Source organism: Clostridium sp. AF20-7 (genome assembly GCF_003479275.1).
Taxonomy (GTDB): Bacteria; Bacillota; Clostridia; order Lachnospirales; family Lachnospiraceae; genus Otoolea; species Otoolea fessa.
In genome coordinates this window covers 156,602-178,332 of record NZ_QUGF01000006.1, presented here as the reverse complement: position 1 = coordinate 178,332, position 21,731 = coordinate 156,602, and the positions used below count along the sequence as shown (strand labels likewise).

The 21,731-nt window shown below is 46.9% G+C and carries 18 protein-coding genes; 12 read left to right on the top strand and 6 right to left on the bottom strand.

The features are described from left to right. Window positions 1-19 precede the first annotated feature (19 nt). A complete protein-coding gene (locus DWX68_RS08035) occupies window positions 20-958 on the bottom strand; it encodes a tyrosine-type recombinase/integrase (RefSeq protein WP_118629039.1) in 939 nt (312 codons plus the stop codon). A gap of 211 nt (window positions 959-1,169) precedes the next feature. Further along, on the bottom strand, window positions 1,170-1,670 hold the full coding sequence (locus DWX68_RS08025; RefSeq protein WP_107000566.1) for a MarR family transcriptional regulator: 501 nt from the start codon (window positions 1,668-1,670) through the stop codon (window positions 1,170-1,172). Window positions 1,671-1,930: 260 nt separating this feature from the next. On the opposite strand from DWX68_RS08025, the gene ftsH reads away from it, so the two are divergent. The 8 genes from ftsH to guaA all read left to right on the top strand — a co-directional run bounded on the left by ftsH (window position 1,931) and on the right by guaA (window position 15,641). Beyond that, on the top strand, window positions 1,931-3,805 hold the full coding sequence (gene ftsH / locus DWX68_RS08020; RefSeq protein ID WP_118629037.1) for an ATP-dependent zinc metalloprotease FtsH: 1,875 nt from the start codon (window positions 1,931-1,933) through the stop codon (window positions 3,803-3,805). A 428-nt stretch (window positions 3,806-4,233) separates the two neighbouring features. After that, a complete protein-coding gene (locus DWX68_RS08015; protein WP_107000564.1) occupies window positions 4,234-5,427 on the top strand; it encodes a BMP family ABC transporter substrate-binding protein in 1,194 nt (397 codons plus the stop codon). A 129-nt stretch (window positions 5,428-5,556) separates the two neighbouring features. Next, window positions 5,557-7,113 (top strand): ABC transporter ATP-binding protein, encoded by a 1,557-nt coding sequence (locus tag DWX68_RS08010; RefSeq protein WP_107000563.1) that lies wholly within the window; start codon window positions 5,557-5,559, stop codon window positions 7,111-7,113. Further along, window positions 7,110-8,186, top strand: a complete 1,077-nt coding sequence (locus DWX68_RS08005; RefSeq protein ID WP_022360157.1) for an ABC transporter permease — start codon at window positions 7,110-7,112, stop codon at window positions 8,184-8,186. The genes DWX68_RS08010 and DWX68_RS08005 overlap by 4 nt, the downstream gene beginning before the upstream one ends. Beyond that, window positions 8,183-9,145: an ABC transporter permease gene (locus DWX68_RS08000; RefSeq protein ID WP_118629035.1), complete on the top strand. Its 963-nt coding sequence runs from the start codon at window positions 8,183-8,185 to the stop codon at window positions 9,143-9,145. Before DWX68_RS08005 ends, DWX68_RS08000 begins: the two co-directional genes overlap by 4 nt. A 329-nt stretch (window positions 9,146-9,474) precedes the next feature. Then, entirely contained in the window at window positions 9,475-10,278 is an 804-nt protein-coding gene (locus tag DWX68_RS07995) for a formate/nitrite transporter family protein (protein ID WP_182432161.1), read from the top strand. A gap of 300 nt (window positions 10,279-10,578) precedes the next feature. Beyond that, on the top strand, window positions 10,579-13,431 hold the full coding sequence (uvrA, locus tag DWX68_RS07990; protein WP_118629031.1) for an excinuclease ABC subunit UvrA: 2,853 nt from the start codon (window positions 10,579-10,581) through the stop codon (window positions 13,429-13,431). 668 nt (window positions 13,432-14,099) lie between these two features. Beyond that, complete coding sequence (gene guaA, locus DWX68_RS07985; protein WP_118629029.1) at window positions 14,100-15,641, top strand: glutamine-hydrolyzing GMP synthase; 1,542 nt, start codon at window positions 14,100-14,102, stop codon at window positions 15,639-15,641. Between the two features lie 76 nt (window positions 15,642-15,717). Here guaA and DWX68_RS07980 read toward each other — a convergent pair whose 3' ends face one another. The 4 genes from DWX68_RS07980 to DWX68_RS07970 form a co-directional block, all read right to left on the bottom strand. Further along, window positions 15,718-16,656, bottom strand: coding sequence for a DUF1848 domain-containing protein (locus DWX68_RS07980; protein WP_087306150.1), 939 nt, complete (start codon window positions 16,654-16,656; stop codon window positions 15,718-15,720). A gap of 4 nt (window positions 16,657-16,660) precedes the next feature. Further along, window positions 16,661-17,560, bottom strand: coding sequence for a hypothetical protein (locus DWX68_RS14530; protein ID WP_140393083.1), 900 nt, complete (start codon window positions 17,558-17,560; stop codon window positions 16,661-16,663). Window positions 17,561-17,648: 88 nt separating this feature from the next. Then, window positions 17,649-18,218, bottom strand: coding sequence for a helix-turn-helix transcriptional regulator (locus tag DWX68_RS07975; RefSeq protein ID WP_087306152.1), 570 nt, complete (start codon window positions 18,216-18,218; stop codon window positions 17,649-17,651). Between the two features lie 24 nt (window positions 18,219-18,242). Then, the gene (locus DWX68_RS07970) at window positions 18,243-18,716 is read right to left on the bottom strand and encodes a GNAT family N-acetyltransferase (RefSeq protein WP_118629027.1); all 474 of its coding nucleotides are present in this window, start codon (window positions 18,714-18,716) and stop codon (window positions 18,243-18,245) included. A 205-nt stretch (window positions 18,717-18,921) separates the two neighbouring features. On the opposite strand from DWX68_RS07970, the gene DWX68_RS07965 reads away from it, so the two are divergent. The 4 genes from DWX68_RS07965 (at window position 18,922) to DWX68_RS07950 (ending at window position 21,666) form a co-directional block, all read left to right on the top strand. Further along, complete coding sequence (locus DWX68_RS07965; RefSeq protein WP_087306154.1) at window positions 18,922-19,110, top strand: MarR family transcriptional regulator; 189 nt, start codon at window positions 18,922-18,924, stop codon at window positions 19,108-19,110. Window positions 19,111-19,125: 15 nt separating this feature from the next. Beyond that, entirely contained in the window at window positions 19,126-20,211 is a 1,086-nt protein-coding gene (locus tag DWX68_RS07960) for a site-specific integrase (protein WP_118629025.1), read from the top strand. Next, window positions 20,208-20,585, top strand: a complete 378-nt coding sequence (locus DWX68_RS07955) for a hypothetical protein (protein WP_118521519.1) — start codon at window positions 20,208-20,210, stop codon at window positions 20,583-20,585. The genes DWX68_RS07960 and DWX68_RS07955 overlap by 4 nt, the downstream gene beginning before the upstream one ends. A gap of 100 nt (window positions 20,586-20,685) precedes the next feature. Next, window positions 20,686-21,666 carry an AAA family ATPase gene (locus tag DWX68_RS07950; RefSeq protein WP_118629023.1) on the top strand — a complete coding sequence of 327 codons (981 nt, stop codon included), beginning with the start codon at window positions 20,686-20,688 and terminating at the stop codon, window positions 21,664-21,666. Window positions 21,667-21,731 lie beyond the last annotated feature (65 nt).

Genomic DNA, 21,731 nt, shown 5'->3' with positions numbered 1-21,731 from the left:
GTGCTTCATTTCCTCCTCTCTACCAGGTGACTACCCGGTTGACAATCTCATACTGCTCGCTGCTGGAACGACGCAGGTAAATCCGGGTTGTTTCGAGATTTTTGTGTCCAAGCAGATCGGAGAGCAGGGAAATATCGCCGCATTTTTCGATAAAACTCTTGGCAAATCGGTGGCGGAATGCATGCGGATGTACCATTTCCGGTGTCATGTGGTAGGAGAGGGCGATGGTTTTGAGCTGGCTGCGGATGCCGCCTGGAGAGATGGGGGAACCGAAGCGGTTGAGGAAGATGGGACCGTGGGATTTGTGGAGAAAGGAAAGCCATTTGAGGGTATCGGTTCGGAGTGACTGTGGAATGTAGATGCGCCGGACGTTATTTCCTTTGGAATAGATGTCCTTATAGCCGGAGAAAATATCTTCTGCCTGGAACTGAATCACCTCGCTGACCCGGACGCCGGTTGCCGCCATGAAACGGATGAGAAAATAGTAAGTGTACCGTTCATCCCGAAGCAGGCAGCGTTTCAGGTATTCATAATCCGCCTCGCTGATCATGTGATCCAGATATGTTTTCTGCTGGATTTTTACCATGGGAAGATGCCCGGGATAGAGCTTTTTAAAATCCAGGTAGGCATTCAAAGCCCGGATCCGCTGGTTGATGGTCTGCGGCTTGTAGTGCTCGAGCAGAAAGATTTTGTATAGCTTTAAATTGGGGTAGGTAATGTCGCGGTAATAGGTAAAATACTGCCGTACCGCATAAGTGTAAGCGCGGAGTGTCTCATCGGCAAGGTTGCGCGTGAGCAGGTAGCGGGCAAATTCGTCCGCGGCCTTTTGGGCTTTTGCAGGTGCGGCAGCACGCGTTTGACCGGAAAGGCGTGGAATGGCAGCAGAAGTTTGCCTGGATGAGAGGGGGAGAGTGTGCTTGCTATGAGTAGCGTGTGGAAAAATATGATTTTCTATCATTTGTGGCATAATATGTAGGAACCTTCTTTCTGTATCATTGAGAAACGTCCATTGGCACAGAAAGAAAACTCTGCCGAGGCGTGGAACACACCGGAACGGATGAAAGGATGAAATGGCAGAGAAATCAATCCGGAATGCTGCTGGACGTTACAAAAGTCAATTATACAGGATTTAAAAGAAAGCGGAGAAAAAAGTGTCTCCGGTGTCTTTATCATACGGATACATTCTTCGCAGGTTCATCGGTTTCACAGTTGAATTTCTTCATTAATTCCATCAGGCGGCACAGGCACTCGTCCATCGATGCCAGTTCTTCCGGGGTGTAAGCGCGCAGCCCAAACAGGGTGGAAGACAGCATTTCCTGCTTCATCTGGTTCATCATCTCACGGCCGGAATCGCAGATGCGGATGTAGACGCGGCGGCGGTTGGCTGTATCATGGATCCGCTCGACCAGACCGCGTTCCTCAAGAACCTTGATCATATGGGAGAGCTGCTGCTTTGTGATACTCAGCTTGTCCGCCAGCTCAGACATGGTATAGTCCTGATCTGCCCAGCTGTCGAGCGCGATCAGGGCGAAAAATGGAAGCGAGTTGACTTTCATATCATGGCTTGGCTGGTAGTGGCATTTCGCCAGGGAGAGAAAGCCGAGTGCAAACTCCAGGAAGTGGATACCGGTGTTTTTTAAAAGATTTGAATTTTTTTTGCCTGGATTCATAGGAAAACCTCCAAATTTAAATATCAAAGTAATAAAATGCGGTTCATTTCACAAACATAAATTGCAAACAAGGAAACATCAATTTACTTGTACTCTAGCACATCCAGACAAAAAGGTCAACAAATATAAAAAGTAAATAAATATTTACTATTGTGGATTGACAAATAACAAGGAATGCGGTATATGTTAATGTATCACGAAACGATGTGACGGAAACACAGAAACCATCTGTCACAGACTCACAATAAGGAGAACAATCTATGGTAGAGAACACGAACGGCGGCGGAAAGCAGCCGCCCAGAAAATCATTTCTATATTATTATGGACTGGTAATGCTGGTTGTCATGCTGTTAAACATTTTCCTCTTCCCATCCATGATGGATCGGACGCAGGAAGTGCGGTTTGACCAGTTCAGTGAACAGCTGAAAGAGAATAATGTCGATGAGGTGTATGTGACGACGAACAATGAGATCGTCTATACGCTGAAAAATGACGATAAAAACAAGACCTGGAATGTCACCTACAAGACTGGGGAGATTCCGGGGGTAAACCTGTATGAGCTGCTTGATGGAAAAGATGTAAAATACAGTGCGGAGATCAATACACAGGCTTCTCCGCTTCTCAATTTCCTGCTGACCTGGATTCTGCCGCTGATTCTTTTTATCGGAATCGGACAGCTCATGGGGCGTTCGCTGATGAAGAAGATGGGCGGCGCCGGAAATGCGATGACATTCGGCAAGTCCAATGCAAAGATTTATGCGGAATCCGAGACCGGCATCACCTTTGCGGATGTGGCCGGTGAGGAAGAGGCCAAGGATGCACTGAAAGAGATCGTTGATTTCCTTCACAAGCCGGAAAAATATTCGGAGATCGGTGCGGTGCTACCGAAGGGCGCCCTGTTAGTCGGACCTCCAGGAACCGGTAAAACGATGCTGGCGAAGGCCGTTGCCGGGGAAGCACACGTTCCGTTCTTCTCGATCTCCGGTTCGGAATTTGTTGAGATGTTTGTCGGCATGGGTGCGGCAAAGGTGCGTGATTTATTTAAACAGGCCAATGAAAAAGCGCCGTGTATCGTATTTATCGACGAGATCGATACGATTGGTAAGAAGCGTGACGGCGCCGGCATGGGCGGCAATGACGAGCGCGAGCAGACGCTGAACCAGCTTCTGACTGAGATGGATGGTTTTGACGGCAAGAAGGGTGTTGTCATTCTGGCGGCGACCAACCGTCCGGAATCCCTCGATCCGGCGCTGCTTCGTCCGGGACGTTTTGACCGCCGGATTCCGGTAGAGCTGCCGGATCTGAAAGGCCGTGAGGCAATTCTGAAAGTCCATGGCAAAAAGGTTAAAGTGGATGAGAGTGTGGATTACAATGAGATCGCCCGTGCCACCAACGGTGCGAGCGGCGCGGAGCTGGCAAACATTGTCAATGAGGCGGCGCTGCGGGCAGTCCGGATGGGACGAAAGACCGTGTCCCAGCAGGATCTGGAAGAGAGTGTCGAAACGGTTATTGCCGGATATCAGAAGAAGGATGCCGGTGTTTCCGGGGATGAGAAGAAGATTGTCTCCTACCATGAGATCGGTCATGCGCTGGTAGCGGCGCTGCAGACGCACTCGGCTCCGGTCCACAAGATCACGATTGTGCCGCGAACCTCCGGGGCACTCGGATATACGATGCAGGTGGAGGCGGATCAGCGCTTCCTGATGAGCAGGGAAGAGGCGTTCAACAAGATCGTGACACTGACCGGCGGCCGTGCGGCGGAGGAGCTGATCTTCCATTCTATCACGACTGGGGCTTCGAATGATATCGAACAGGCAACCAAGATCGCCCGTGCGATGGTGACGCGTTACGGCATGAGTGACCATTTCGGCATGGTAGCGCTCGAGACGGTCAACAACGCCTACTTAGGCGGCGATACTTCCCTGGCTTGTTCGGCAGAGACGGCGGCGAGGGTCGATGAGGAAGTGATTGTGCTGGTAAAGAGCGCGTATGAGAAAGCGAAAGCTATTCTTTCCGGGCATGAGGATAAGCTTCATGAGCTGGCAGACTATCTTCTGGATAAGGAGACGATTACCGGTGAGGAGTTTATGAAGATTCTGGAAGAGAAGAAAGAGGATGGCGAGGCAGAGGCTTAAAACAGAGCCGTGTATTATAAGGTGGACGGTTACGTGTTTGCCGAAGTTATAAGAGAAATCAGTTACAGTGAGCTGAGCAGGTATCAGGCATTTTGAAAGGAAATGTCTGGTGCCTGTTTTTGTGTTGTCTGCGTCGAAAAAAGATGCTGGCAGCTGATTCCTCCGGTGTTCCCTTCCTGCATATCGGGGGATTACAGGAGAGAAAAAGAAATAAGTAAAACTTATGAAAAGAGATTAATAAATATCACAGTAAAAATCAGGCAAATTCCTTGAAAATCGTCTGTAAATATGCAATAATATTTCCTGTATCGATCCAAATTTTCGGGAATGCGGTTTTATTTTCGGATTTCAAGTTCTGCGAGGGAATTCTGACAAACGATGAGAAAGGGAGAGAACCGCATTCGCAGGCATTCTTAGGAGGAAATGTTATGAGAAAAGTAGTAAGCGTGTTACTGAGCGCTGCCATGGCGCTGTCTCTGTGTGCAGGCTGTTCTTCTTCGTCTTCTGATACAGCAGATACGAAGGCAGCGGAGGAAAAGGGAGCTGACGCGGCAGACACAGAAGCAGGCGAGGCAGCAGAGGGCGTGATGCCGGCAGTTGCTAAAGAGGATCTGAAGGTCGGAGTGATTCATATTGGAAATCCGGCGGATGGTTCCGGTTACAGCTATACGCATGATCAGGGTATAGTAGCGATGCAGAAAGCCGTTGGTCTGGAGGATGATCAGATTATCCGCAAGAACAACGTAGCGGACGATGATCAGACTGCCATCGAGACAGCAATGCGCGAGTGTGTCGAGGAAGGATGCCAGATTATCTTCGCGACAAGCTGGGGCTACATGGATGCATGCGAGGCACTGGCAGAAGAATATCCGGACGTTATCTTCTCCCATGCAACCGGCTACAAATCCAACGGTGTGAACTTTAACAATTATTTTGGACGGATTTATCAGTCCCGTTACCTCACTGGTATCGCGGCTGGTTTAAAGACAGAGAGCAATAAGATCGGTTATGTCGGCGCCTGGGGCAAGGACAATGCCGAGGTTACCGGCGGATGTGACGCATTTGCAATGGGTGTATATTCTGTAAACCCGGATGCAACCGTTTACATCAAGACCACCAACAGCTGGTACGATCCGGAAGGTGAGAAACAGGCAGCCGTAGCCCTGATCAACGAGGGCTGTGATGTCATTGGACAGCACTGCGATACACCGAACCCGCAGCTGGCAGCTGAGGAAGCTGGCGTATTTGGTGTTGGTTACAACTCTGATATGAGCAAGGATGCTCCGAAGGCAGTTCTGACCTCCACCGTTTGGAACTGGGGCGCATACTATACCAAAGCTGTACAGGATCTGATTGATGGTACATGGACAGGCGAGAACTACTTCGGCGGTCTGGAGGAAGGTCTGGTAGACATTTCCCCGTTATCTGACCTGTGCGTAGATGGTACGCAGGAGAAGATCGACGAGGCACGTGCGAAGATCGAGTCTGGCGACTGGGATGTATTTGACGGCGTGATCGAGTGCAACGACGGAACCACCGTTGGCACCGAGGGCGAGCATATGTCTGATGCAGATATCACAGGCAATATCCACTGGTACTTCAAGAACATCGTAGAGAAATAATCACGGAATTGTACATAACAGATAAAAGGAGGCAGCTTCAAATGGATCCATTTTCATTTGCGGCACCTCTTTTTTCTTTTTTAGGAAATTGATTAAAAAATTGGTTAAATATTCATTTGAGGTGACGATATGACAGAACAGTATGCCATTGAGTGTAGGCAGATCACGAAAGCATTCGGAAGCGTCGTGGCGAACGATAAGATTGATCTGACCGTCCGGTACGGCGAGATTATGGCACTTTTGGGAGAAAATGGTTCCGGTAAGACAACGCTCATGAACATGCTTTCCGGTATCTACCACCCAGATGCCGGTTCGATTCTGGTTGGAGGAAAAGAAGTCTCCATAAATTCGCCGGTAGATTCGAGAAATTTAGGAATAGGTATGATTCATCAGCATTTCAAACTGGTGGATGTGTTCAGTGCGATGGATAATATCGTGCTGGGAACCAAGGGAAAACGGCTGGGAAGAAAGGCGTTGCGGGAAAAAATTGAAGCGCTTGGACAGTCATTTGGACTTGAAATTGAACCGGAGAAAAAGGTCTACGACATGTCGGTCAGCGAGAAGCAGACGGTCGAGATCCTGAAGGTATTATATAGAGGTGCCCAGATCCTGATTCTGGACGAGCCGACGGCAGTCCTGACGCCGCAGGAGACGGAGCGGCTGTTTAAAATCCTGCGCCGGATGCGGGAACAGGGCTGTGCGATTATTATTATTACCCATAAATTAAATGAGGTCCTTTCTATCAGTGACCGTGTCACGATTCTGCGAAAAGGAAAGAGCATCGAGACGGTGGAAACTGCCGGATGTGATGAGAAGAAACTTACGGAGCTTATGGTTGGACGACCAATCAGCTTGAATATCGAGCGCCCGGAGATGGAGAAGAGAGAGACTATTTTGAAGATTGTCGATCTGACCGTCGATAAGAGTGACGGCGGCGTGGCGCTGGATGATATTTCTTTTGAGATTAAAACAGGCGAGATTCTGGGCGTTGCCGGTGTTGCCGGAAGCGGCCAGAAAGAACTCTGCGAGACGCTGACCGGGTTGATGGACGCGAAAAAGGGCGCTATTTTGTACCGTAAGGAAAATATCATCGGTAAGACTCCGGCGGAGATCATCCGCCTCGGAATCAGTATGAGTTTCGTGCCGGAGGATCGTCTCGGCATGGGACTGGTTGCTTCAATGGGTATGGTTGATAATATGCTGCTCAAGTCCTATTCGGAAGGGAAAGGATTGTTTGTAGACCGGAAACCGGCGAGGGAGATGGCAGAACGCCTGATCGGAGAACTGGGAATCGTGACGCCGGGCGTTGATACGCCGGTGCGTATGATGTCGGGGGGCAATGTCCAGAAGGTACTTTTGGGACGTGAGATTGAGTCGAGCCCGCAGGTGCTGATCACGGCTTACCCGGTGCGAGGGCTTGATATTAATTCTTCCTATCTGATTTACGATCTCCTGAACCAGCAGAAGAAAAAGGGCGTGGCGGTTGTCTATATCGGAGAGGATCTGGATGTGCTTCTGGAGCTTTCAGACCGGATCATGGTACTCTGCCATGGAAAGATCACGGGTATCGTGGATGCGAAGAAGCTCACAAAAGAACAGCTGGGACTGATGATGACCGGTACCGAGGCGGGCGAGCTGGGGCTGGATAAGAGTATGGCATCCGAAAAGAAGGAGGAACAGGCATGAAAGAACCGTGGATCCGCGTTGTAAAAAAGGCGGAACTTGGAAAAAGAGAAACATTGATCCTCCGTCTGGAGGCGATCGTGCTGGCTCTGGTGGCAGGCGGATTCTTTATCCTGCTGATTGGGCAGAATCCATTTGTCATTTATCAGACGATTGTAACCGGAGCGCTGCGAAGCGAGATGGCGATACAGGCGACGGTCAAAATCATGATTCCACTTTTGATTGCGTCGCTGGGCGTGACGCTGGCATTTAAAATGAAATTCTGGAACATCGGAGCTGAGGGACAGATCATTATGGGCGGTATTTTTGCCTCGTATTTTGCCCTGTTCCATGCAAACTGGAATCACTGGCTGCTGGTGATCGTGATGTTTCTGGCAGGCGCGATCGGCGGAGGTCTGTGGGGACTCATTCCGGCGTGGTTTAAGACCCGGTATGATACGAACGAGACGCTGTTTACGCTGATGTTAAACTATATCGCGCTGAATGTCATCGTATTTTTGAGAGAGGGCGCATGGCGTGACCCAGGTTCCCAGGGATATGCGAAGATTGCCCGTTTCAATAAGAATGCGGCGCTCGATAAGGTGTTCGGCATCCAGTTCGGCTGGGTGATTGCGCTGATTCTTGTGGTAGTGATAGCGGTTTACTTAAATCGTTCCAAGCAGGGATATGAGATCAGCGTCGTGGGAGAAAGCCAGGAGACAGCCCGCTATGCCGGCATGAATGTAAAAAAAGTGGTTCTGCGGACGATGTTTCTGTCCGGCGCTGTCTGCGGCATCGGCGGCATGGTGCAGGCGACCGGTTCGGATGTCACTCTGACGACGGCAGTTGCCGGAGGTGTCGGATTTACGGCGATCATCGTGGCATGGCTGGCACAGTTGAATCCGCCTGTGATTCTGCTGGTTACCTTTTTGTTCAGCGTGCTGGAAAAAGGAAGCAGCGTAGTTCAGTCTTCATTCGGATTGTCCTCGGACTGCGCGGATGTGCTGCAGGGAATCATCCTGTTCTTCATTCTGGGATGTGAACTGTTTATACGGTATCAATTTGTATTTCGCGGAAAAGGAGGTACACGCGCATGAGCAGCGAGATCGTAATTAAATTTCTGGTGGCGGCTGTATTGGCGGGTACGCCTTTCCTGTTTGGTACGGTTGGCGAGATTCTGAGTGAAAAAGTCGGACATCTGAATCTGGGCGTCGAGGGCATGATGTCGATCGGGGCATGTGCCGGATTCATGGTCGGCTATCAGACGGATAACTTTGTTGCGGCGCTGTTAGCTGCGGCGGTGGCTGGAATGCTGTCGGCATTGATTTACGGTGTTTTGACTGTCACATTTATGGCAAATCAGAACGTAACGGGATTGACTCTGACGATTTTCGGCGTCGGATTATCCAATTTTATCGGTGTCTTTATGCTGGAAAAATCAGAAAACGGCACACTGAAGCTGCCGGATGCGGTGACGGCACAGATGCGTAACATCCACATCCCGGGGCTTAGTGATCTGCCGGTGGTCGGAGAATTGTTATTTTCCTATAACCCGTTCGTTTATCTTGGAATCATCATCGCGATTGCGGCAAGTATCTACTTATATAAGACACAGGTTGGTTTAAATGTACAGGCGATCGGCGAAAATCCGGGTGCAGCGGACGCAGTGGGAATCGAAGTTACGAAGTGGAGATACATCAATATCCTGCTCTCAGGTGCCATCTGCGGCATCGGCGGTGCATATTGCTCCATGATCATCAACGGCGGTGTGTGGCTGCGCGACAGCGTCGGCGGTCTTGGCTGGATCTCCGTTGCCCTCGTTATCTTCGCGGCATGGAAGCCGGTCAATGTTATTTACGGTTCTTTTATTTTCGGTGCGCTGCGCGTGCTGAAATACTATGTGCCGAAAAATACGTATGCAATTCCGACGGCATTTTTCGATGCACTTCCATTCATTATCACTGCCCTCGTGCTGGTGATTGCATCGATGCGTAAGAATAAGGGTGCACATATTCCGGCGCATCTGGGTGAGAATTATTTCCGGGAGGAACGGTAGGAAAATGAAGGGGAACTTATAGGATTTGTGGGAGGGCTACAAAAAGTAGTTACATGAAATAATAAGGGAAGCCCTTGATAGGTGATGTCAGATGGCGGCTTGAGATGATAGGACGACATCAGAAATGATATAGAAATAATAGAAAAGACGGTTGTTTGTCAAAGATTTTAAAGGGATAGAATAGAAAGATCGGACGAAAACCGTCTTTTTCTGTTTGAAATGGAAGGAAAGGTTATAAAACGATGTGGCAGGTTCGGAAATTCAGAAGATAAAAGGAAGAATTTGAAAAATGAATTTCGGACATAGAAAGGCTGATGGGAGGAAAATCTATGGTTGCATCGAAACAGATTGCAGAAAATTATGTGGAGACGGGCAGAAAAAAGGCGGAACTTCCGGTGTCTCATATGCTGATACTCGGCTTTTTCGCCGGAATGTTCATCGCGCTGGCAGGCGCGGGGGCTTCGGTTGCCTCGGCAGCAATGACAAATGCCTCGGCATCGCGGATTGCTTCGGCACTCGTATTCCCGGCAGGATTGGCGCTGGTGGTCTGCACCGGGGCGGAACTTTTCACTGGGAACTGCCTGATGACGATCTCGGCGCTGCAGAAACGGATTTCCGTGGGCGGGCTGTTTAAAAATCTTCTGTTTGTTTATCTGGGAAATCTGATTGGCGCGATCTTTGTGGCGGTTTTATTTGTCTACGGGCATATTCCAAGCCTGTACGGCGGAGATCTGGCGCAGGTTCTTCTGAATACAGCCGTTTCCAAGGTGACCCTGACTCTGCCGGAGGTGCTGTGCCGTGCGATCCTCTGTAATGTGCTGGTTTGTATTGCAGTCTGGGCGGCGATGAGCTCCGAGCAGGTATCTGGCAAAATTCTGGCGCTTTATCCGCCGGTGGCGATTTTCATTCTCTGCGGCTTCGAGCATTGCATCGCCAATATGTTTTACATCCCGGCGGGGCTGATGATCATGGGTGAGTACGGTCTGGCAGCGGAAGGGCTGACGATCGGAACCTTTATTCTCAATAATCTGATTCCGGCTACGATCGGAAATATGCTCGGCGGGATGCTGGTGATTGGAGGCGGGTACTGGCTGGTGTATCTTCGGGGAACGAAAAAACGTGAAATAAAATGAATGCGTGAAAAAATGAAATAGGGCGAAAGGGCATTTTTGTCTGGCCTCCATGTTAGGTTTGGAGTCGGGCGGAGGTGCCCTTTTTGTATTAGAATTGATGAAAAGTTTGACTTCTATTCCCAAGGAATATCTATGTTTAGCTGATTCAATTTTATCAAACAGAACAAATGTTTGCAAAGACTTTTGGAATGTGTTATACTAAGCATAATTACAGGGAAGACTGTGACTATAATGACTATAAAATAAGTCAGCAGCGACATGATAAAACAGAGCAGAGTCAATGATAATTGAGGTACAGATATGGCGAAGCAATATATAAAGATACGAGGTGCCAATGAGCACAATCTGAAAAACATTTCCATTGATATTCCGAGAAATGAGCTGGTCGTCCTGACCGGACTTTCTGGTTCGGGTAAATCATCTCTGGCATTTGACACGATCTATGCCGAAGGGCAGCGGCGGTATATGGAGTCCCTGTCGTCCTATGCGCGTCAGTTCTTAGGTCAGATAGAAAAGCCGGATGTCGAGAGCATCGAGGGCTTGTCCCCGGCGATCTCTATCGACCAGAAATCGACGAACCGGAATCCGCGTTCGACGGTCGGCACAGTGACGGAGATCTATGATTATATGCGTCTTTTGTACGCACGGATCGGTATTCCGCATTGCCCGAAGTGCGGTCGTGAGATCCGCCGCCAGACGGTCGATCAGATGGTTGATCAGATCATGGCGCTGCCGGAGCGCACAAAGATCCAGCTTCTTGCCCCGGTCGTGCGCGGGCGGAAAGGACGCCACGAGAAAGTGCTGGAGCAGGCAAAGAAGAGCGGTTATGTCCGTGTGCGGGTGGACGGCAGCTTATACGAGCTTTCCGAGGAGATCACGCTGGATAAAAATATCAAGCACAATATTGAGATTGTGGTCGATCGCCTGGTGGTCAAGCCGGGGATTGAGAAACGCCTTTCGGATTCGATTGAAACGGTCATGGGTCTCTCCAATGGTCTGATGCTGACCGATATGGCGGTGCGGGATGAAAACGGCGAAGAAAAGCACGATACCCTGACGTTCAGCCAGAATTTTTCCTGCCCGGACTGCGGTATCAGCGTGGATGAGGTCGAGCCGCGCAGCTTCTCTTTCAACAACCCATTTGGTGCGTGCCCGGACTGCTTCGGTCTGGGATATAAGATGGAGTTTGACGAGGATCTGATGATTCCAGACAAGAGCCTGAGCATCAATCAGGGTGCGATCACGGCGATGGGATGGCAGTCCTGCACGGACAAAACGAGCTTTTCCGGCGCGATCTTAAATGCATTGGCAAAAGAATACGATTTCAGTCTGGATACCCCGTTTGAAGATTATCCGAAGGAGATCCATGATATTTTAATTTACGGAACCGGCGGCAAGGTTGTGAAGGTGTATTACCGTGGACAGCGTGGCGAGGGAATTTATGATATTGCCTTTGAGGGGCTGATTCAGAGCATGAACCGCAAATACCGTGAGACGTTCTCTGATTCAATGAAGGCGGAATATGAGACATTTATGCGGATCACGCCGTGTCCAGCCTGCAAGGGGCAGCGATTAAAGAAGGAATCTCTGGCAGTCACGGTTGGCGGGAAAAATATTTTCGAGGCGACCGATATGTCGATCGTCAAATTCCGCGAATTTATCGATGCGCTGGAGCTGACGCCGATGCAGCAGGCGATCGGTGCGCCGATTTTGAAAGAGATTCGGGCGAGGATCAGCTTCCTTATCAATGTCGGTCTGGAATACCTTTCCCTGTCGCGTGCGACTGGCACGCTGTCCGGCGGCGAGGCGCAGCGAATCCGCCTGGCAACCCAGATCGGCTCCGGTCTGGTCGGTGTGGCATATATTCTGGACGAGCCGAGTATCGGACTTCACCAGCGGGACAACGACAAGCTTTTGGATACCCTGAAACACCTGCGGGATCTGGGAAATTCAGTTTTGGTGGTTGAGCATGACGAGGATACGATGCGCGCGGCAGACTGTATCGTGGACATCGGTCCGGGCGCGGGCGAACACGGCGGCGAGGTCGTGGCGATCGGCACAGCGGAAGAGATTATGAAAAATGAAAAATCGATCACCGGCGCATATTTGAGCGGGCGCATTCAGATTCCGGTGCCGTCCGAGCGGAGAAAACCGGCTGGCTGGCTGACGGTAAAAGGCGCAGCGGAAAATAATCTTAAAAATATCGACGTCAAATTCCCGCTGGGCGTGATGACCTGCGTCACCGGCGTTTCCGGTTCGGGAAAGAGCTCACTTGTCAATGAGATTCTTTATAAAGCGCTGGCAAAGAAGCTGAACCGGGCACATACGATTCCGGGAAAACATAAATCCATCGAGGGCGTCGAGCAGCTCGATAAGATTATCGCGATCGACCAGTCTCCGATCGGGCGGACGCCGCGTTCCAATCCGGCAACCTATACGGGGGCATTTGATCTGATCCGGGATCTGTTTGCGGCATCTACGGATGCCAAGGCAAAAGGCTACAATAAAGGACGTTTCAGCTTCAATAAAAAAGGCGGGCGCTGTGAGGCGTGCTCCGGCGACGGCATCATCAAGATCGAGATGCATTTCCTGCCGGATATCTATGTGCCGTGTGAGGTCTGCGGCGGCAAGCGCTATAACCGGGAAACGCTGGAGGTCAAATATAAAGGGAAAAGCATCTATGATGTCCTCAATATGACGGTCGAGGAGGCAATGAAATTCTTCGAAAATGTGCCCTCCATACACCGGAAGATTGCGACACTCTACGATGTAGGACTTTCCTATATCCGCCTGGGACAGCCGTCCACCGAGCTGTCCGGCGGTGAGGCACAGCGAATCAAGCTGGCGACAGAGTTGAGCAAGCGTGGAACCGGCAAGACGATCTATATTCTGGACGAACCGACTACGGGACTTCATTTTGCCGATGTACACCGTCTGATTGAGATATTAAGACGTTTGTCGGATGGTGGAAATACCGTGGTTGTCATTGAGCATAACCTGGATGTCATCAAAACTGCTGACTACCTGATCGACATCGGACCGGAAGGCGGCGAGGGCGGCGGAACCGTGATTGCGAAAGGAACACCGGAAGAGGTGGCAGCGACGCCGGGATCGTATACGGGGAAGTATGTGAAGAAATATTTAAATGTTTAGGACAATAAGCGGGAATCCTCGGCAATTCAATTACCGAGATGAAAGCGCAGGGTGTGCATATCTGCACAATGCAAATAGTATAATAATTCTCATCCTTTGCTCTCAGTTGAGAAGCCCCCACCTCTTTAGGTGGCGAGTAATAACAAATTTGTCTCAGTGGGAGTTAGGTCTCCGATTGAGATAAACGCTCCGCGAGGATGCGCAGTGATTCTGCATAGAATATGCATTTTTACTTGCGGATAGGAATTTTCTGCACTGAAAATTCCGTACGATATCATACTGGTAGCGGATTTTGCCGATGCTTCGCTGACCAGAATCACGCGCCAAGTCTCACGGATGTTCGACTTGAATTGAATCGAAAAGCATTTTTCTGAAAAAAGTGCCTGAAAATACCGTAAAAATGGCTTGTCTTTAATTGCCGGGTATTTTATAATAAAAGTTACAGGAATTGACAGGAAGAGAACGTGGTATAGCTGCTGAACAGATTGCGACCGGTTATTTTTCGATTGGCGGCGATGGGGCTGAAACGGAGCGATTACCTGCGGCAGCAGTATGACTGTTACAGTTCACATGTTGTGCAAGCGTGTGACCATAAATCCTGGAAGTTGATTCGAAGCTACAAGTTGATGAAGTACGGATCGCAGCATAAAATTATAGGAGGAATACTCGTGGAGAAAGAGATGATCATTGTACTGGACTTTGGCGGACAGTACAATCAGTTGATTGCCAGAAGAGTAAGAGAGTGTAACGTATATTGTGAGGTTCATCCTTACACCCTGCCGCTGGAAAAAATCAAAGAGATGAACCCGAAGGGTATCATTTTCACCGGCGGACCGAACAGTGTATACAAGGAGGAATCTCCGAGATGTTCAAAGGAAATCTTTGATCTGGGAATCCCGGTACTGGGTATCTGCTATGGCGCACAGCTGATGTCCTACCTGTTAGGTGGCGAGGTTGCCACAGCACCGGTCAGCGAATACGGAAAGACTGAGGTGGAGGTAGACACAACATCTAAGCTGTATGAGGGTGTATCCCCGAAGACCATCTGTTGGATGAGCCATACCGACTATATTTCCAAGGCGCCGGAAGGTTTCCGTGTGACAGCTCATACTCCGGTCTGCCCGATTGCAGGTATGGAAAATGAAGAAAAAGGCTGGTACGGCATCCAGGCACATCCGGAGGTACTTCATACACAGGAAGGCTCCAAGATGCTGCATAACTTCGTATACAGTGTCTGCCATTGTGCAGGTGACTGGAAGATGGATGCGTTCGTAGAGAAATCCATCGAAGAAATCCGTAAAAAAGTAGGAAATGGTCGTGCCCTTCTGGCTCTGTCCGGCGGCGTAGACTCTTCCGTAGCAGGTGTCCTGATGGCGAAAGCGATCGGCGACCAGCTGACCTGCGTATTCGTCGATCACGGTCTGCTTCGTAAAAACGAGGGTGACGAGGTAGAGGCAGTATTTGGTCCGAACGGTCCGTACAAGCTGAACTTCATCCGTGTCAATGCACAGCAGCGTTTCTATGATAAGCTGGCAGGTGTAACCGATCCGGAGCGCAAGCGTAAGATCATCGGCGAAGAGTTCATCCGCGTATTTGAGGAAGAAGCAAAGAAGATTGGCAAAGTAGATTACTTCGTACAGGGTACGATTTACCCGGATGTGATTGAGTCCGGTCTTGGAAAATCCGCTGTTATCAAGTCCCACCACAACGTAGGCGGACTTCCGGAACACGTAGATTTCAAGGAGATCATCGAGCCGCTGCGTATGCTGTTTAAAGATGAGGTCCGCCGCGCCGGTTTGGAGCTTGGTATTCCGGAAAATCTGGTATACCGTCAGCCGTTCCCGGGTCCGGGACTTGGCGTTCGTATCATCGGTGAGGTAACCGCAGAGAAGGTACGCATCGTACAGGATGCAGACGCTATCTACCGCGAGGAGATCGCAAAAGCAGGTATCGACCGCACACTCGGTCAGTACTTCGCAGCCCTGACCAATATGCGTTCCGTAGGCTGCATGGGCGATGTCAGAACCTATGACTATGCCATCGCACTTCGTGCCGTCCTCACATCCGACTTCATGACCGCAGAATCCGCAGAACTTCCGTGGGAAGTACTCGGAAAAGTCACAAGCCGAATTGTAAATGAGGTGAAAGGTGTAAACCGCGTACTGTATGATTGCACGGGGAAACCGCCGGCTACGATTGAGTTCGAATAGTAAACAGAGAGCCGGGAAGCCGCATAAACAGCGGACTTTCCGGCTCTTAGTGTGTGGTGTGATACCTGTTTGATACCTATATGTCAAATAGACTTAGTTGCATATTTTTTTGACTTTTGACTTTACGCTCTGTTATTTTGTCAAATTCTGTTATATTACTACAGAGTAAAGGAGAAAATGGATCATAAGTTTCAAAATTTTGCTTACGAATAGCATAACTATGATTAGCATAACAATATATACAGCCATTTTGACAAGTATTATATAGACCTAAATCAATGCTTGCAATACAACCACATTCCAATCGTTGGTTTTTATCTTTTTCTATGTCTATGGAACAATGTAGTAACTTTGAAATAAGTCTGTCATCGATGCATCTAGCATGAGTTATGCCATAAGAAGATAAGTCAATGTCTTCTGCACAGGTATCTATTTCTATGTTATGTGAATAAGCAATTTCTGCAAAGTATCTCGCAAGGGTGTTTTTTTGCTCATAAGATAATTCATAAATATTTTTCCCTTTGATATTATGGGAGATTTTTGTATATAAATCAATAAAACTTATGGTTACTTTTTCTGTATAAAGACAGAGTTGTTCTGTAAGGTATTTGAATCTTTCAATGTGCCAATCAATAGAGTATTTTTCGTTAATGATAATGGGATCATAACGCCATATGACACGTTCTTTTCCAATATAATTGGATAATGTCTGGAAAGTATCAATTCTTGTAGACAAAGTAGGAAGATTTTCTTCGAAATCTTTATCATATGCGTTAAGTGTAAATTGAAAATAGTACATATAATCTTTCAAAGCGTTAAGTTTATTAATTATTGGCTTAGGATTTTTGCTCCAAAAAACAATACAATCAACAACATCTGGAGATAAGTTGATTTTACTTACTTGGTGAATATTCATAGGATTTCGTACATAGGCATATTGTTCTTTTAAGCGGTTTATAATCCACTCGGAAAAGAAAGCAGGGATATCAGTTCTTCGACTTGCACTTATTATCATAAAATCACTCCAATTCTATTATTAATTGGGCACTTGAACATACCGTCCACGGATTATAACGTGCCAAATTTGGTGTAGGCCAAGTTAATATATCTTTACTTGGATATTTGATACCATAACGTTGATACTCGTTTTGAATGTTATACTCAAAATATCGACAGGAATATGTGTGCCGAATCCCGTATTTTGATAGAGTATCTGAAAATCGTAAAAATAAATCTCTTCCACGACGATTACTATTTACATCATTGATAATTATTATTGATTTAGGTTGCATTCTTTTAATAACATTTTGTATTAGGTTTTTATAAAATTCATTTACAGCAGTCAACTTACCAGTGTTATAAAAATGTGAGATGAGGTATTGTAAAATAAGAAGATTTTTATCAACGGTGTAATGATCTTTAAAAATTTCAAAAACATCAGTGCAAATATACTCCGGATTATATGAGGTTGATTTAAAATAATCTTTAATAAAATTATGCTTGTCATTCCAAAGCGGGTTTATATCTATACCTAAGTAGTTCACGGGAATGCAAAAATTATTTTTTGACAAATAGTTTTCAAAAGCAGCTAAATCTGGAGATGCTCCACATCCCAGAGATAATATATTGAATGTATCTTTATATGGAAGACTATTGATAGAATGTAAAGCATATTCAATTTCAGAAGCATATTTATGGAAATATTTACATACATAAAAATTCAAGACATTATTACATGTATAATCAAGTCTTCCATTGGGGTGTCTAGAAGGAAAATGAATTTGTTCTAGACATTGTTCACAGTCTTGGGGGCAAACAGTAGGATGAGAACATGATGTATTACAATAGCCACAATTTTCATTTAGACATTTTTGTCGATAGTTCATATCACAATAATTCGTTAAGTTTTCTATAAGCATTTTTATCCTCCATTCCCTTAAAAACAAACATATGTTCTATATAATAATAACATGGTTGAACTCTTTAAGCAAGATTTTGAATGAGAAATCATGATTTTCTCCATTGATAACTATTATTTTTCTTGTCATTTCCTTTTTCATCAACGCTACTGCTGGAAGCTGGCCAGTTGATTTTCCATTCAAAATATTCGTCCTCTGAAATCTCTCCGCTTTTTAGCTGTTCTTTCCGCAAACCCCATTCACGCAGAAATTCATTTACCAGACCATAATCAATCCACATACCGACAGGAGCATGAGCAGGCCATTCGTCACTATCATTATAGCGAACAGACTTATCATCAGAAACGTTGCACTTGCCGGGATTGCGGACAAGCTGAAACAGATGAAAGGTATTGCGGTTGTCCTCGTCAAGCCAGAAAAAAGTCTGCATAATGTCCTCAGCGCAGCCGGGGGCTTCTATAATAAAATTGATATAGTTGACATTCAAAATCCTGGCAATTTCCATGAGAGTATCTTTTTTGGGAACACGATAGCCGGATTCATATTGTGCCACACGAACATCAGCGTTGCGCTCCTCGTATCCCAGCTTCAATCCTAGTTCTCGTTGTGTTAATCCCCGAAATGTGCGGATTCTCTTAATTCGCTCTCCCAGTATCATAATTTTGTGTCCTTTCCTTAAACTTTACAAATTACACACCATAATCCATTCTTCTTCGTTTTCCCGTACAATATCAAAACCGATTTTTCGATACATTTCAGCCGCATAATTAGCCTTTTGAACAGAAAGTGAAACACGTTTATAACCATGTGTTTTCAACAAAGATAGCATTTCTTTCATCATATCGGTTCCTATCCCCTGTCCCCGGTATTCTTTGTATAGAGAGATGGCAAGAGAGGGCGTTTCATCATCAATATGTCCGTAATCGTGTATAATGCGTACCCAGACAGCACCAACGATTTTTTGTTCAACTTCTGCGACTAATGCGAAATCAGCTTTTGATGCCCCGAAGCGGTCAACATAAATTTGTAATTCGGGAGAAGCGATAATATTTTTCGGTGGCGGCTTTATACCGTCTGGAATAAAAATAGCTTCGTATAGAAATTCATTCAATAGAGGATATTCCATTACCGTCATTTCTCGTATCGTGTATTCCATAAAGCCCTCCTGTGAAAATAGTTATCCCGTTTCCTACATTGTAGCATACCTAAAATAATACGGCAACAAAAACTTATCAGAAATGCTAAATTTAATAAAAAAGATAAACTTAACAAAAAAGCTATTGACAATAGCAGAAATGTTAAGTATACTGAAAATACAGAACTTAACAAAAAAGTTAAAAATCCAAAAGGAGGACGTGTATTTGAAAAATGATTTATTTGTAACAGCCGGAGAAGTGGCGCAGGACTTAGGCATTTCCAAACCATTTGCTTATAAGCTGGTGCGGCAGATGAACGAAGAACTGGAAGCAAAAGGTTTTATCACAATCGCCGGACGAGTGAGCAGAAAATACTATGAAGAAAAATTTTATGGCATGGCACAGGCGAATTAGGAAAGGAGTGAGATTATGGCGGCGTACAAAGACGAACAGCGGGGAACATGGTATGTGTCCTTTCACTATTATGACTGGACTGGTAAGAATTGCCGGAAAGTTAAGAGGGGATTTAAGACCAAACGGGAAGCAACAGAGTGGGAACGGCATTTTCGTATGAAAGAAGCGGCTGACTTGGATATGACTTTTGAGGAATTTGTTCAGGCATACACAAGAGATATGAAGCCGAAACTGAAACACAATACCTGGCTGACGAAAGAGCATATCTTGAGGACAAAGCTACTGCCCTATTTCAAGGATAAGAAAATGCGTGATATTCGTCCGAAAGATATTATCCAGTGGCAGAATGAACAGATTTCCTATCGTGATGAAAAAGGGAAGCCCTATGCTCCGACTTATTTGAAAACTCTGCAATCAGAATTGAGTGCACTGTTTAATCATGCGGTACGGTTCTATGAACTGAAAAGCAATCCTGTTGTAAAGGCGGGGCCGTTGGGAAAGGGAAAAGCGGAGGAAATGTTGTTCTGGACAAAAGAGGAATATCTGAAATTCATTGAAGCGGTAAAGGACAAACCATATTCCTATCATGCGTTTCAGATATTGTACTGGTGCGGTTTACGAGTGGGCGAACTGTTAGCTCTCACGTCGCAGGATATTGATTTTGATAACAAAGTCATTCGGATAACAAAATCTTATCAGCGATTGGAGGGTAAAGATGTAATTACAGACCCGAAAACTCCGAAAAGCAAACGAAATGTAAGCATGCCGGATTTCTTATGTGAAGAACTGAAAGATTATATCGGCAGATTATACGGGATTCTTCCCACTGACCGTATCTTTCATCTGACAAAAAGCTTTCTGCACCATGAAATGACAAGAGGGGCGGAAAAAGCGGGAGTGAAACGCATTAGAATCCACGATTTGCGACATTCTCATGTATCACTGCTTATCAGCATGGGATTTTCGGCGGTATCAATCGGAAACAGGGTGGGGCTTGAAAGCGTGGATATTACTTATCGCTATGCTCATATGTTCCCGACGGAACAGACACAAATGGCAAAATTGCTGAATGAAGAATTTAAGGAGGGCGCAGAGGAATGAGCGGCACACACAAATATCCGACAATCAGTTTCCGTATCTCTCCCAGAGAGAGGGAAGAAATCGAAGCAAAGATTTTCACAAGCGGCATGAAGAAAAAAGATTATTTTGTCCGTTCCTGCATTTATAACCGGGTGTGCGTGGTAGGCAAGAAAGAAACAGTTTATCAGATTGTGGAACGGTTGCAGGAAATGGAGAATCGGCTGGTGGAACTGGCGGAGCAAATCGATGGCAAAAATCCGGGGATTACTTCCAAAGAAATCAGAGATTTGCGGGAAGCCTATGAAGATATGCTGAAAGCAATTCTTTGGATGTTGGACGGTGCAAGGTATCTGTGGCAAGGCGAAGAAAAAAGCCCTGACAGCGGCAACTGTTAGGGCTGTGATAACTGGAAAACCTCTGTTATCAACAATCACAATTCAAGTATAGCAGAGGTTTCTTCCGGTGACAACGAATTTTTCAAAAACGGAGGACATTATGGCAGGAACGAGAACAGAATTACAGATGATTAAAATGTCGGAGATACAGTCGCAGGAGGTGGCGTGGCTGTGGTTTCCGTTTATCCCTTATGGAAAGCTGACGATTGTACAAGGCGATCCGGGGGACGGTAAGACAACGCTTGTGCTGAACATAGCGGCGAAGCTGTCAAAAGGCGAGGGTCTGGACAGTAAAATGAAACTGACGGAGCCGCTGAATGTGATTTACCAGAGTGCGGAGGACGGGCTTGCAGATACGGTTAAGCCCCGTTTGGAAGCGGCAGGAGCAAATTGTGAAAATATTTCCGTCATTGACGAGAGCATAAAATCACTTTCCATGATAGATGAACGTCTGGAAGAAGCAGTCATAAGGACAAAGGCGAAGCTACTGATTTTAGACCCGATACAGGCGTATCTCGGCGGCGGTATGGATATGAACCGGGCAAATGAAGCAAGGGATATGACAAAGAAGCTGGCGACTCTGGCGGAGAAATATCAATGTGCCATTGTACTTGTAGGGCACATGAACAAAGCGGCTGGAAATAAGGCAGCATATCGGGGCATGGGTTCCATTGATTTCTTTGCGGTGGCAAGGAGCGTCCTGCTGGTCGGCAGAGTGGAGGGCGAAGCGAATATAAGGGCGGTAGTCCAGATAAAAAACAATCTGGCGGCGTTTGGGCACCCGAAGGCCTTTGAGTTGTCGGAGGACGGTTTTCACTGGCTCGGAGATTATGAGATTACTGCCGATGAAGTGTTGGGCGGTATCGCTCCGAAAGCGAATAAGCTGGAACAGGCGAAGCGTCTGCTCCGGGAAGTGGCAGAAACAAACAATGCCATGCAGAGCAATGAGATTTTCAATCTTGCAGAGGAACAGGGTATATCCAGACGGACGCTTGAAAATGCGAAAAAGGAATTGAGTATCAGAGCAAAGCGGATAAACAATTCGTGGTATTGGGAACTGGATAAAATCAAGCCGGAATAAGGCAACAGCGCAACAATGCAGAGTATATAGAATTTGCGGGCTTGGTGTCTGCAAGGTTGCAAAAG

Coding starts and splice junctions, on each gene's coding strand:
- DWX68_RS08025 (WP_107000566.1), bottom strand. CDS start 1,670: ATGAATCCAGGCAAAAAAAATTCAAATCTTTTAAAAAACACCGGTATC.
- DWX68_RS08010 (WP_107000563.1), top strand. CDS start 5,557: ATGACAGAACAGTATGCCATTGAGTGTAGGCAGATCACGAAAGCATTC.
- DWX68_RS07950 (WP_118629023.1), top strand. CDS start 20,686: ATGGCAGGAACGAGAACAGAATTACAGATGATTAAAATGTCGGAGATA.
- DWX68_RS07995 (WP_182432161.1), top strand. CDS start 9,475: ATGGTTGCATCGAAACAGATTGCAGAAAATTATGTGGAGACGGGCAGA.
- DWX68_RS07970 (WP_118629027.1), bottom strand. CDS start 18,716: ATGGAATACACGATACGAGAAATGACGGTAATGGAATATCCTCTATTG.
- DWX68_RS14530 (WP_140393083.1), bottom strand. CDS start 17,560: ATGCTTATAGAAAACTTAACGAATTATTGTGATATGAACTATCGACAA.
- DWX68_RS08005 (WP_022360157.1), top strand. CDS start 7,110: ATGAAAGAACCGTGGATCCGCGTTGTAAAAAAGGCGGAACTTGGAAAA.
- ftsH (WP_118629037.1), top strand. CDS start 1,931: ATGGTAGAGAACACGAACGGCGGCGGAAAGCAGCCGCCCAGAAAATCA.
- DWX68_RS07980 (WP_087306150.1), bottom strand. CDS start 16,656: ATGATAATAAGTGCAAGTCGAAGAACTGATATCCCTGCTTTCTTTTCC.
- DWX68_RS07955 (WP_118521519.1), top strand. CDS start 20,208: ATGAGCGGCACACACAAATATCCGACAATCAGTTTCCGTATCTCTCCC.
- DWX68_RS07975 (WP_087306152.1), bottom strand. CDS start 18,218: ATGATACTGGGAGAGCGAATTAAGAGAATCCGCACATTTCGGGGATTA.
- DWX68_RS07960 (WP_118629025.1), top strand. CDS start 19,126: ATGGCGGCGTACAAAGACGAACAGCGGGGAACATGGTATGTGTCCTTT.
- DWX68_RS08000 (WP_118629035.1), top strand. CDS start 8,183: ATGAGCAGCGAGATCGTAATTAAATTTCTGGTGGCGGCTGTATTGGCG.
- uvrA (WP_118629031.1), top strand. CDS start 10,579: ATGGCGAAGCAATATATAAAGATACGAGGTGCCAATGAGCACAATCTG.
- DWX68_RS08015 (WP_107000564.1), top strand. CDS start 4,234: ATGAGAAAAGTAGTAAGCGTGTTACTGAGCGCTGCCATGGCGCTGTCT.
- DWX68_RS08035 (WP_118629039.1), bottom strand. CDS start 958: ATGATAGAAAATCATATTTTTCCACACGCTACTCATAGCAAGCACACT.